General features: G+C 55.0%; 10 protein-coding genes. 5 read left to right on the top strand and 5 right to left on the bottom strand.

Going from position 1 to position 12,712, the window contains the following annotated elements; genetic code table 11:
* Nucleotides 1-97: 97 nt before the first annotated feature.
* Entirely contained in the window at nt 98-871 is a 774-nt protein-coding gene (locus RB602_RS08095; protein WP_317080057.1) for a L,D-transpeptidase family protein, read from the top strand.
* A 56-nt stretch (nt 872-927) separates the two neighbouring features.
* Here RB602_RS08095 and RB602_RS08090 read toward each other — a convergent pair whose 3' ends face one another.
* Nucleotides 928-1,782, bottom strand: a complete 855-nt coding sequence (locus RB602_RS08090; protein WP_317080056.1) for an ankyrin repeat domain-containing protein — start codon at nt 1,780-1,782, stop codon at nt 928-930.
* A 182-nt stretch (nt 1,783-1,964) separates the two neighbouring features.
* On the bottom strand, nt 1,965-5,252 hold the full coding sequence (locus RB602_RS08085; RefSeq protein ID WP_317080055.1) for an autotransporter domain-containing protein: 3,288 nt from the start codon (nt 5,250-5,252) through the stop codon (nt 1,965-1,967).
* Between the two features lie 327 nt (nt 5,253-5,579).
* Here RB602_RS08085 and RB602_RS08080 point away from each other — a divergent pair, with 327 nt between their 5' ends.
* Genes RB602_RS08080 through RB602_RS08070 form a run of 3 tightly spaced genes read left to right on the top strand, consistent with a single transcriptional unit; the run spans nt 5,580 to nt 8,631 of the window.
* Nucleotides 5,580-6,914, top strand: a complete 1,335-nt coding sequence (locus RB602_RS08080; protein WP_317080054.1) for an MFS transporter — start codon at nt 5,580-5,582, stop codon at nt 6,912-6,914.
* A gap of 29 nt (nt 6,915-6,943) precedes the next feature.
* Nucleotides 6,944-7,873, top strand: a complete 930-nt coding sequence (gene cysK, locus RB602_RS08075) for a cysteine synthase A (RefSeq protein WP_317080053.1) — start codon at nt 6,944-6,946, stop codon at nt 7,871-7,873.
* 26 nt (nt 7,874-7,899) lie between these two features.
* Entirely contained in the window at nt 7,900-8,631 is a 732-nt protein-coding gene (locus tag RB602_RS08070; protein ID WP_317080052.1) for an NRDE family protein, read from the top strand.
* Nucleotides 8,632-8,660: 29 nt separating this feature from the next.
* Here the strand turns inward: RB602_RS08070 and RB602_RS08065 are convergent, their stop codons facing one another.
* Complete coding sequence (locus tag RB602_RS08065; protein WP_317080051.1) at nt 8,661-9,026, bottom strand: hypothetical protein; 366 nt, start codon at nt 9,024-9,026, stop codon at nt 8,661-8,663.
* A 363-nt stretch (nt 9,027-9,389) separates the two neighbouring features.
* Here RB602_RS08065 and RB602_RS08060 point away from each other — a divergent pair, with 363 nt between their 5' ends.
* Nucleotides 9,390-10,370, top strand: coding sequence for a hypothetical protein (locus RB602_RS08060; protein ID WP_317080050.1), 981 nt, complete (start codon nt 9,390-9,392; stop codon nt 10,368-10,370).
* Between the two features lie 74 nt (nt 10,371-10,444).
* On the opposite strand, the gene RB602_RS08055 is transcribed toward RB602_RS08060, so the two are convergent.
* Both RB602_RS08055 and RB602_RS08050 read right to left on the bottom strand, forming a co-directional pair.
* Nucleotides 10,445-10,666: a hypothetical protein gene (locus tag RB602_RS08055; RefSeq protein ID WP_317080049.1), complete on the bottom strand. Its 222-nt coding sequence runs from the start codon at nt 10,664-10,666 to the stop codon at nt 10,445-10,447.
* A 191-nt stretch (nt 10,667-10,857) separates the two neighbouring features.
* On the bottom strand, nt 10,858-12,660 hold the full coding sequence (locus RB602_RS08050; protein ID WP_317080048.1) for an acyl-CoA dehydrogenase C-terminal domain-containing protein: 1,803 nt from the start codon (nt 12,658-12,660) through the stop codon (nt 10,858-10,860).
* Between the last annotated feature and the right edge of the window lie 52 nt (nt 12,661-12,712).

Below are 12,712 nucleotides of genomic sequence, written 5' to 3'. Positions count from 1 at the left end.
CATTTTGGATATATATTCAGTCCATTGACGATGGACGAAGGCCCGGATGGCAAGGAAAAGGCGCAAAAACCAGAATGCTTTGGCGAAAAGGATCGGCATGGGCTGCATGCTGGCCTCAGGCCTTGTGCTGCCTGTGCTCGCTATATTGGGCCCATCTGATGCTGCAGAATTGCCCGAACAGCCGACACAGCAAAATGCTGAAGAGTTTGAGCTTTTTGTCGATCCGGCGGTATTTGATGATGCCGGAGAACCAATCATTAATGGCGCTGACAAGGGTGAGGATGCCCGGCATAGCCTCGCGCCCGTCAGCGATATGGACGGCGCGGGCCAGGCCACTGCCGCTGCGGCCACAGCCGAGATAAGCCGCGACAATGGCGTGGTTGCCGATAGTAGCCCCAGCACAGAGATTGCTCGTCCCAACAGCGAAAATATCGCAATGGTCGGCGCTTATCCGATCCGCCATATGCTGGAAGTCAAAGGACCGTTTGAGCATGGTGACTGGGTATGGGATGAAAGCGCCGCGCCCAAAAAGGGCGAGTTGCTAATTACCGTCAATCTGGAAGATCAGGTCCTGTCAGTATTTCGCGATGGCTATGAGATTGGTACCGCCGTCATCCTCTACGGTGCGGATGAGAAACCAACGCCGACGGGCAAGTTCAAGATTACCCAGAAAGACATTGACCACGTCTCTAATCTCTATTTCGCGCCGATGCCTTATATGCTGCGGCTGACCAATGATGGTATTGCGATCCATGGCAGCCAGGTGGAATTTGGCTATGCCACCCATGGCTGTATTGGCGTGCCGGATGAATTTGCTGCACAGCTATTCAAAATCGCCAAGCTGGGTGATCGGGTTGTAATCAACACCTAGGGTCCGCCTCCGCCCCCCAGACGCAGCGCTATACGCTCTGTCCAAGAGCTTACACCCTACTGCCAGATCGAGTCTATCACTTTGCCCGGGCTTTTAAGAAACGTCTCGGCTGAACCCAATGTATTGAAGTGGTCATGATCAACATCATAATATGCCAGGCATTTGCGCTTCGGATACCACAGGATCATGACAAGTTCTTCATGGCCATCAATATCAAATAGAAGGTCAACCAGCGTCTTACCGGGAAAATATTCTGAATTCTCGATAATGCTGGCATCTGCAAGCGAATTGAACATTATATACCCCACCTCTTTGCAGTCAGGTAGCATCAGCTTGCGATCATCGCTGGCCATGATCTGAAGAAGCTCCTCGGGAACGCCCAGCTGCTCCAAACGCTGACGCAACCAGCGCTCATCATGCCACTCGTCAGGTTCCAGCAAGCGCAGCTTTTCTGCAAGTTCCTGATGGCCCTCTTTGTGGGCTCTCTGCCAAGGGCGCTTGCCATAGCCATCCGCTTTTGTAGCATCGGCCCCATGCGCAAGCAGCAGATCGACTACGGCCATTTGCCCCTTCTCTACCGCCTCTGCCAACGGGCTGGGATTGTAGGGGAACACCATATCGGCGGTATAGAAATTGGGATCAGCGCCATGTTGCAGCAGCAATTTGACGGCTGCTGTTTGCCCGCCAAACACAGCCTGTCGAAGCGACTTACCATCTTGAGCCAGATCATAACCATTTTTGAGAAGCAGTTCGACTACAGGCGTATTCTTGCCATAAAGCGCCATGGTCATCGCGGTATGACCCATGCGGTCCACCTGATTTACATCGACACCAAGCTTGATGCGATTCTCGACAATGCGCGGACTTCTATTCCGCGCCGCCTCAAAGAAATCCTTTACATGAACTTTCACACGCGTCTCCTCAATCAGGCCACGTCTAACATATGAACAGCTCAGCTGGATAGATGCTGGCAGGTGCGCAGATGTAAAGCCCAGTCACGTCCTCCGGTTTTCGGCGACCATCGTTACCCCAAAAGAAAAGGGCCACACCATGTGCGGCCCCTTCCCCGAGTTTTGCCTTGGGCAGAATGCTTTTAGAAGTTGACCCGGAAGCGGATGAAGCCGCCATGCGAGGTGTATTCATCGGCAAATTCACCATTATAGGCGACATCAAGACGAGCGGTTTCGGACAGATCATAGCCGAGACCAAGATCGACCTCGAAACGGCCTTCAGCGGGTTCATCCGAAGATGCGACCATGGACGGCGCGTTGAAGAAGGTGAGTTGAACCACCCGCGCATCGGCATCAAAGTCATAGGCATAGGTACCGCGCAGCATCAGGTCCAATCCGCTGAAATTGGCGTTCGCAGTCAAGCCTGCGCGGCCTTCAAAGAAGGTCACTTCATCGCGGGTTACGCCAAGACCAAGGCCACCAAATTCGGTGTACTCGTCAAAGTCCAGCTGCATGTAATTGATGCCGAGGGTCGGGATCAGGTTGAAGGTCTCCGAAGCTTCGATGACATAGCCTGCGGTTACCCGTCCGAGGAAGCCGTCGGCGTTGAAGTCACCGAGCACCTGCCCGGTAATGGCATTACGGTCTGTCTGAATATCGCTGAAGCTATAGCCAATCTCACCGTTCAGGAAGAACTGGTCAGAATGGACGCTGCCGTAAAGCGACAGGGTGTAGCTATCAATGTCGATATTCTCGCCGCTGCCATTGGTTTCATCAATCTCGATGCTGCTATAGCTGCCCGAGAAGCCGATCAGCACATCATCGCCAATATGGGTATCGATACCGGCGGCGAAGGTGATGTTGTCCGCGTCATAGCCGGAAACTGTTGCTGAACGGGTATCGCGATCAGATGCGCGATAACCGGCCTGTGCCCAAACGCCATTGCCCCCTTCGGAGAAACGCCGCTCTAGGAAACGGCTGGCCATGTTAGAGCTTTCGAAAATCTCGCGCGAGATACCGGTGCTGAGCGATGGCAACAGGCCATTGGCGGCAACTTCAAAGGCCTCGGTGCTGCCCAGATCGTTGATCTGGTTAGCAAAGGCCGGATCGAGTGACTGTAGAACCAATGCCGCCTGCAGGGTATTGCCGAGCAACAGCACATTGCCGTCGCTGGACCCAGCACCCGGATTCGCCGCAGTCGGTGTCACAACGATTGAACCAACCGCCACTTCATAATCGAGAAGCAAGTCATCATCGATTACTGTCACCGTGGCGCCATTGTCGGTAAAGGTGCCGCTTTCATCGACCACCGTAATGGGCTGCCCGGTAACAACCGTCGTGATATCAAAGTCGGTGGTGATATTGACTACGGCGGTATCTTCCAATGTCAGGTCGCCATTGATGAACAGGAAGTCGGTGGTGAGGTTCAGCGTCAGCGGACCGTCTACGGTGACATCACCGTTCAATGTACGATTGCCCTGCATGATCGCGCCATTGAGGACAATCTGTTCAAAGCCGAACAGGAAGTCCGAGTTATAGACGCCGCCAATACGGGCAATGTCATTACCTGCGCCACCATCGACAATGCCATCGACAACGCCCTGCGATTGCAGCTCAAATACGTCATCGCCAACGCCCAGAGATACGGCGGTGCCTTCACGACCGCGAATGGTGCCGTTATTGATGACTGTCTGAGAACCCTGATTTGGTATCGAGTTCTCAACATTGCCGGGGCTGGCGACAATACCGATATCGCCCTCGATCAGGCCACCGGCTTCATTGATGACGGTACCATCTTCATTGCCGGGCGTACCGGCATCAAAATCAATCGCCGCGTCCAGCTCAGGGTCGCCGCCGATGCCGGTCAGCGCACCCTCCGGGTCACTGCTCAGTGAGATGATGGTGCCCGAATTTGTGATAGTGCCGCTATTGAGTTCAATCGCGTCATTCTCACCGCCCTGGATCAGGCCGCTATTAACGATCGTAACATTGTCATCACCGTCAACGCCATCATCGACGGTCGAGATGATCTCGCCACTATTGGTGAGATTCAGGCCTGCACCATCGGCTTCGATTGCCTCGCTGGTGACCGATTCAATCCGACCGCTGTTGACGATGGTGAGGTTTTCTTCGGCCTCAATGCCTTTGTCGCCGCCTTCATCGGCAATGATGGTGCCGGTGTTGTTAACGGTCAGGTTGTTGCGGCCAGAGCCTTCAATCGCTTCATCATCATTGGAGCGGATAAGGCCGGCATTGGTGATGGTCACACCATCGCCATCAATATCAATGCCATCGGCATCCTCGACATTGATGCTGCCATTTTCTGTAACCGTCAGCATCCCGTTTTCTGCGACAGTGAATGTATTGGTGACGGTGCCATCAAGAATCACATCGCCGCCAAGCGCCGTCAGTTCCAGATCGCTTTCGCCGGTCAGGGTCAGGCTGCCATCTTGGGCCAGAAACCCTATGGTTTCAAAGCCTGAGTAAAGGTCTTCATTCGAGACATTCGCCAGATCGCGATTGGCGTTCTCACCCGAGTTGTTACCAAAAATGAGCGTGTCTTCACCGTCGCCGCCATCTACGCGGCCATTGGTGACACCGCTTTGCCATTGCTGAAAGGTATCATCACCCGCGCCAAGCAACACGGCATCGCCTTCGCGGCCGGTAATCGTGCCGAAGTTGACAATGGTCTGTGCTCCCATATTGATCTCGGTCGCCTCGACATTGCCGGGGCTGGCAACAATGCCAATATCGCCCTCGATCAAGCCACCTTCCATATTGGTGATAGTGCCACCGTCTTCGCTGCCGTCGCCAGCGTCAAAGTCGATTGCTGCATCCAGCTCCGGCGGACCACCAGGGAAGGCAGGTGTACCTTCGGGATCACTCGACAATGAAATGATGGTGCCGGAGTTAACAATCGTGCCGCTGTCCAGTTCGATGGCATCGTTTTCTCCGCCCTGAATCAGTCCGGAGTTAGTGATCATTACATTGGCAGAGCCATCAACCGCATCATCAACAGTAGAGATGATTTCCCCACTATTCTCAAGAACCAGGCCTGCACCGTCAGCTTCAATCGCTTCACTGGTGACGGATTCGATGCGGCCTGAATTGATGACCGTCAGGTTTTCTTCTGCTTCAATACCTTTGTCGCCGTTTTCGTCGGCGATAATGGTGCCGGTGTTGTTGACGGTCAGATTGTTGCGGTTTGACCCTTCGATCGCTTCGTCATCATCGGAACGGATCGTTCCGGCATTGTTGATCGTGACACCATCGCCGTCTACATCCACGCCGTCATCGTCAGCGACGTTGATACTCCCAGTGTCAGTGACGGTCAGTGTCTCGCCTGCAGCGACAACAACCGTCTCTTCTTCTTCTCCATCAACTGTGGTCTGTGCTGCCGCAGGGACCGCCAAGAGGCAGCCGGTGGCCAACGCAAAAGCGCTCGCTGCTGTTTTCAGAGTTTGGAGATTGTCTCCGTAAGAGGGCAATTCTGTCGAAGTTTTAGGAAAATAAGCCATTGTTTTCATGCACTCCCTGCTGGCGCGGCATGCGCCTAACATTACGAAAAACCGGAGGAAAAAAGGAATTGCTGACGTAGCACCCCCGCTTTGTCGCAGGCCCTAACAGCGGCAGATGGCAGCCGGGTGAAGCTAATGTGACAGTTGCAAACTAGTTTTATGACAGAAAAATAACGGTGCTTTAGGGCAACAAAGCCGACAGCCATTGCGCATCAGTCTGCTTAGCCCTAGCTAGGCCGCATGACTGACCAGATAGCCGATACAAAGCCCGTGCATCCGTTTCGGATCGCAAATTATCGCTATCTCTGGTTCTCGCGGCTGGCGGCGATGTTTGCGCTGTATGCGATGATGCTAATTCTGGGCTGGCAGGCCTATAATCTGGCACGTGAGGATTTGGGTATCGCTGCTTCAGCCGGCATATTGGGTATATTGGGCCTGCTGCAATTTGTGCCACTGTTTATCCTGACGCCGATTGTCGGCTGGGTCGCCGACCGGATGGACCGGCGCTGGATTGTCCGCGCGGTATTGGCAGTTCAGGCCGGCATCGCGCTGCTGCTGGCGCTGCTCACTTATGGCGAAGCGATCAGCATTGCCTGGATTTATGGCATCTCGGTGTTGCTCGGTATCTGCCGGGCCTTTCTTGGCCCTGCCATCAGCGCATTGGCTCCCAATCTGGTGCCCAAACAGTCCCTGCCACAAGCGATCGCGCTTTCCACCATCGCCTGGCAGGTCGGTGTCATCGCCGGGCCCAGCATGGCGGGGCCTCTCTATCAAGTCTCACCCTCCCTGCCCTATTTCGTCTGTGCCGGACTGTATGCATTGTCGACAATGGCGATGTTCCTCATCGGATCGGTGGCGCGTCCCGCCATGGACCGCACCCGCGGGCCGTTGCGCCAGTTGCTCGATGGGCTGAGCTATGTCGGCACCAACAAGCTCGTGCTCGGCGCAATCACGCTCGATCTGATGGTGATGTTTCTTGCTGGCGCGCAGGCGATGATCCCGGTCTATGCCAAGGACATATTGGGATCGGAGGAAGTCGCGCTGTCGCTGCTCGCCCCTGCCCCGGCCATAGGCGCGGTGATCGTCGCGGGTATCTTCTCCTTCGTTCCTTTGAAGCGCAATGTCGGCAATGTGATGATGATTGCGATGGTCGTTTTCGGCCTCGCCACTATCGGCTTTGGTCTAAGCACCTCGTTGCCGTTCTCTGTCCTCTGTCTGGCGATATGCGGTGCAGCAGATATGTTTGGCGTCTACGTCCGCAGTTCGCTGATCCAGATCCATACGCCTGATGACAAGCGCGGCCGAGTGAGCGCGGTGAGTCAGATGACGATCAGCGCGTCGAATGAGTTGGGTGATGCCTTTACCGGTGGATTGGCCTTTCTGGTCGGACCGGTCGCGGCAATTGTCGGCGGTGGCGCGGGCGCGATCGCAATTACCGCGCTATGGTCCCGCCTGTTTCCGCAGCTTGGCGCCGCCCGAACTTTCGATCCGCCGAGAGAAGTCTTGCAAGCCGAGGCAGAATCGCGAAATAAGCAGGCAACACAAGAAAACACTGCAGTCGCTGCCGGCGATTGACACTGCAATTGATTACAGGAGAACCCCATATGATAGCCGCCAATATCCTCGAAACCATCGGCAATACCCCGCATATCAAAATGAACCGCCTGTTCCGCGACGCGCCAAAAGGGACGGAAGTCTGGATCAAGTCGGAGCGGGCCAATCCCGGCGGGTCGATCAAGGATCGCATCGCGCTGGCGATGATCGAGGATGCGGAGAAGTCCGGCGCGCTCAAGCCCGGCGGCACGATAATCGAACCTACCTCGGGCAATACCGGTGTCGGCCTTGCCATGGTGGCGGCGGTCAAGGGCTATACGCTGGTGCTGGTCATGCCCGAATCCATGTCGATTGAACGGCGACGCCTGATGCTGGCCTATGGCGCAACCTTTGACCTGACGCCCAAGGAAAAGGGCATGAAAGGCGCGATTGAGCGCGCGCAGGAGCTGGTTGATCAGACCCCCGGCGCGTGGATGCCACAGCAATTTGAGAACCCGGCCAATGTCGATGTGCATGTGCGCACAACAGCCGAGGAAATCCTCGCCGACTTCAAGGACGCACCGCTCGATGCAGTCATCACCGGTGTCGGCACTGGTGGCCACATCACCGGCACCGCCAAAGTGCTGAAAGACCATTGGCCCGACCTCAAGGTCTATGCGGTCGAGCCAACGCTTTCTCCGGTGATCAGCGGCGGTCAGCCGGGCCCTCACCCGCTTCAGGGCATCGGCGCTGGCTTTATCCCGGGCAATCTTCATACCGACACCATTGACGGCGCGATTCAGGTCGCGCCTGACGATGCCAAGGAGATGGCCCGCCGCGCCGCACGTGAGGAAGGTATGCTTGTCGGCCTGTCATCCGGCGCGACGCTCGCCGCAATTGCCCAGAAGCTGCCTGATCTGGGTGCAAGCGCCAAAGTACTCGGTTTTAATTATGATACCGGCGAGCGGTATCTCTCCGTGCCGGACTTTCTGCCTGAGTGATACGATAAGACTGCTGACAGCATAATATGTGTGTCGTCGCTCTTGCATGGAAGGCGCATGCTGATTGGCCATTGGTGTTAATCGGGAATCGCGATGAGTTTCATGCGCGCCCGTCTACGCCTTTAGCCGTTTGGCCTGATGGTAGCGGCATCATCGCCGGACGTGACGAGCAATCCGGCGGTACTTGGCTTGGCGTTACCGAGCGCCGCCGCCTTGCGGTCATCACCAACCGGCGTAACCCCAATGGCCCTGATCCCGACAAGCTGTCACGCGGGGCAATTGTCACCGATGCGCTGACGAAGGGCATATCATCCTTAAAAACCGAACCGGCACTTACCAAAAACTATAATGGTTTCAGTCTGCTCTCCGTTGATCAGGACAGCGCCTGGCTTACCGTGAATCAGCCCAAAGCACGCAAACTGGCCCTTGACCCGGGGCTATACGGCCTCGCCAATGGTGATCTGGACGAGCCATGGCCCAAAACTCTGCGGATCAAACAGCGCCTTGCCGACTGGCTCGGGTCACCAGCTCATGATCCCGGCGCATTGCTTGATGATCTGCGCAGCGATGACAGTCCGCAAGTCACGCCGGACCGGGCAGAGCAAAGCCCTATCTTCATCCTGAACCCCGCCTATGGCACGCGCTGCAGCACCGTGGTCATGGTCAACGCCCATGGCGAGGGCAAGATCATTGAAAGGCGTTACGACAAATCTGGAAAACCGTTTGGCGAGACAAGAGAGGCCTTCGTCTGGACCTAAGTTGAGCGTCGGTGAATTGCTAAAACCGCTCACCATTCATACGGAAACACGCCGATATAATTGACTATATCATCAGACAGGTCTTCACCTGTTACTGCATGGTCATAGAGAATGAAGATAGTGTGCGTTGGAAAAACCTCTCTATCCTTTACGCTGAGCAAGAACTTGCCGAGAAAGGGACGGATATCCTCTACATGCACTATGTTCTCTCGGGTGATCGGAATGGTGTCTGATCCCAAGGTCAGATAGTCAGTGTCGTCGGGAACCGATGCCCCGCGATCCGAAAAATACGTGCCGATAGTCATCAGATGGTCATAAGCAGATTTTCGGGGACCTGCCTCTGTCCAGACGGTTGCAAATCCGGGCTTTGCGGTGACGTGAAGGCTTGATGCCATGCTTCTCTCCATGGAAACTGAAACGGCGCTATAATAGTATTCCTATGTGTTGGCTATATTGAGATCATAATTCGCGGATGCGGCTGACAGATGTGCATTTGCACGACAATTTACCGACATCGTCATTGCCGCCCCGATGAGTAAGGCGTAGGCTCACAGGTTGAGGAGATAGTTATGCGCATGTTCCAAGGCCCAAGCTTATTGTTCTCAGCCACGGCTTTAGCGCTGATATTGGCACCTTCCGCCACTGCACAAGAGCAGGCTGAGACAGCAGAAAACCCGGCAGTGGTCGAACAGGAAGAAATTGAGACCGGCTGGTTCTCCAGCGACCATGGCCTGTCCGTGCACCATAGCGGCATCCATGTGCCGATGGCCTTTGCCACTGTGCGCTATAATGACAAAGAGCCCGCCGGAAGCCGCAATGAAGGGCTCGACAATTTCATTCAATATACCAGCGAAGACGGCAAAATCTTCGCCACCTTCTACATTTACAAACCTGCTCTGGCGGATGCGGCTATGAACGCTGTCCTGACCGACTCCGCGATCAAGAGTCGGTTCCGGCCGTCTGGAGCACATGATATGCGCTCGCTGGTTGCCTTAGGCGGGCAAGAACGATCAGCCATCATTTACGGTTATAACAGCACAGCCAATGGCATGGCGACTGCGGCCGGTTTTGCAAAAATCGGCGATTGGATACTCAAAATGCGTACGAGTGGACCGGAGAAACGGGCCGAAGAAGTCATGGCGGCGCTGCAAGAAGGCATGGCTGCGGTGCGGCTTAGCCCTGAAACAACACCGCAGGCGCTATCTCTTGATTTACCGCAAACGTGTCAAACCAAACTAAAAAGCAAGGCAAAGCGCATAGAAATGGATGATGACCAGCGGATGCAGGCATCCATTATCGGTATGGCGCTTGGCCTTGCATCGCTTGAAGAGATCGTTGATGAAGCGCGGGACAATCCAGATGGTAAGACCCAGGCAAAGAATACCCGGCGTCTTCGGCCCACATTTGACCAATGGTGTGTAGCTGACCGTTATGAAATTGAGGGATTTGGCTATGCTGTCTATCGTATGGAGGATAGACCCGGTGCCACCCTCGTTGCACCGTATAGCGACACCGGCGCCAGCTTTGTGTATCAGACCCAACTGCTAAAGCCTGAAGAGCGCATTCTTATGCGCCATGATATTGGCGTTATTGATAATTTCGGCACCTATTCAGGCGACATGACAGGCTCTCAATTCCGGGATATTCTTCTCGGCAACAGCTCCGTCATTGGCGAGATGATCAGCAGAAATGTTATCAACGCTGAGGGAAACACAACGACTGAGTTGTTTGGTCTCTAAGCGCGCAGACAAAGGGCCGAAGGCTTTCGCCTCCGGCCCTTTACCGTCAAATCTAGGCGGCTTTACGTCAACGATTAATCGTCATCGCCTTCCGAAACACTGTCGGCAAACAGATCAGCGACACCGTCGCCATCTGTATCCCAAGCATCGGCAACGCCGTCATTATTACGGTCCCACGCATCGGCTACGCCGTCGCCATTGGTATCGATTGTTGGCCCTTGTTCATCAGCCATTGCGGGGGTTGCTGCCAGTGATCCGGCGAGAACCAGCGCGCTTGCTGCAATCAATTTACGCATATCATACTCCCATCAAATGGCCGCTCGCGCGACCGCGAAAATATAGGACCTAGAACAAGGCCATGGGAGTGCGATAAGCGAAAGAAATTAAAAAAGCCGGGGTGAATATACTTAATAATATGCACCGGAATTGACGAGCAATGCGCCAATCCCAATGCATTCCAGTTTATATGAGCCTTAACACAAGCCGATCAGGCCGCGACGAACATCTCCGGCTCCAGCGCCATGATCGCATCGCCGCCAGCCTCAACCTTGCGACGCAGCGCGCCAGCATCGGGCATGATCCGTTCGGCAAAATAGCGCGCCGTTGCCAGCTTGGTCTCATAGTAGGTCGGGTTGTCAGTGCCGACCGCCAAAGCTGCCTGAGCCGCCTGGCTCATGCGCAGCCACATCAGACCGAGCGAGACGATGCCCATGATATGCATATAGCTGTGCGCACCCGCGCCAACATGGTTGGGGTTTTGCATGCCGTTCTGCATAAACCACATGGTCGCGGCTTTGAGTTCGCCACAGGCTTTTTCAAGGCGAGTAGCAAAATCGGCAAGCTTTTCGTCGCTCTTCGCCGCTTCACATTCCTCATCAACAATCTTGAAGAACGCCTGGATTGCGCGACCACCATTTTGCGCCAGCTTACGACCGACAAGGTCCATTGCCTGCACGCCATTGGTGCCTTCATAGATCATCGCAATCCGCGCATCGCGAACATATTGTTCCATGCCCCATTCGGCGATGTAGCCATGTCCGCCATAAACCTGCTGCATATTGGTTGCGATTTCATAGCCCTTATCGGTGCCATAGCCTTTGATAACCGGGGTCAGCAGGCTGATCAGATCGTCTGCAATCTGACGCTCTTCCTCGGTCTGCGCCTTGTGCGTAAGGTCAACCTGCAGGCCGCCCCAGAGGATAAGGGCGCGCAGGCCTTCGTTAATCGATTTGGCTTCCATCAGCATGCGGCGGACATCCGGGTGAACGAACAGCGTATCGGCTTTCTCGTCCTTGTCCTTGGCACCATCGAGCGCGCGGCCCTGACGGCGATCACCGGCATATTGCACCGCGTTCTGATAGGAGACTTCGCCCACGCCGAGACCTTGAAGGCCAACGCCGAGACGCGCCGCGTTCATCATGATGAACATGGCAGCAAGGCCCTTATTCTCTTCACCGACCATATAGCCGGTAGCACCGTCATAGTTCATGACGCAGGTCGAGTTGCCGTGAATGCCCATTTTGTGCTCGATCGAGCCGCAGCCAACCGCATTGCGCTCACCCAGCGAGCCGTCATCATTGACCATGAACTTGGGCACGATGAACAGCGAAATACCCTTTACGCTGTCGGGCGCATCAGGCGTCTTGGCCAGCACCAGATGGATGATGTTCTCGGTCAGGTCATGCTCACCGGAAGAGATAAAAATCTTGGTGCCGGTGATTTTGTGGCTGCCATCCGCCTGCGGTTCAGCTTTGGTGCGAATAAGACCGAGATCGGTGCCGCAATGCGGCTCGGTCAGGTTCATCGTGCCGCCCCATTTACCCGAAATCATATTCGGCGTGTATTTCTGCTTCTGCTCTTCAGAGCCTTTGGCGAGGATAGCAGACACCGCACCATGAGTCAGACCCGGATACATGCCGAACGCCATATTGGCCGAGGTCATATATTCCTCAAAAGCAAAACCGATAACATGCGGCATACCTTGCCCGCCAAATTCTTCCGGCGACGTCAATGTACCCCAGCCTGCTTCACAATATTGGTCATAAGCGGCTTTGAAGCCTTCCGGTGTGGTCACCGAACCATCATCATGCCGGGTGCAGCCCTGCTGGTCGCCAATCTGGTTGATCGGGAAGATCACTTCCTCAACGAACTTGCCGCCCTCGGTCAGCACCGCCTCAACCATGTCTGGCGCAGCGCTCTCAAAACCGGGCAGGTTTGAATATTTCTCCAGACCAAGCACTTCGTCGAGGATGAACTTGGTGTCACGAACGGGGGCATTATATGTTGGCATAGTTTCTCAAGTCCTGCGTGTTTGCTGTCTGTTTACTGATGAGTGGCGATGG

Source organism: Parasphingorhabdus sp. SCSIO 66989, assembly GCF_032852305.1.
GTDB classification, from domain to species: Bacteria; Pseudomonadota; Alphaproteobacteria; order Sphingomonadales; family Sphingomonadaceae; genus Alterisphingorhabdus; species Alterisphingorhabdus coralli.
This window is presented reverse-complemented; position numbering and strand designations above follow the sequence as displayed.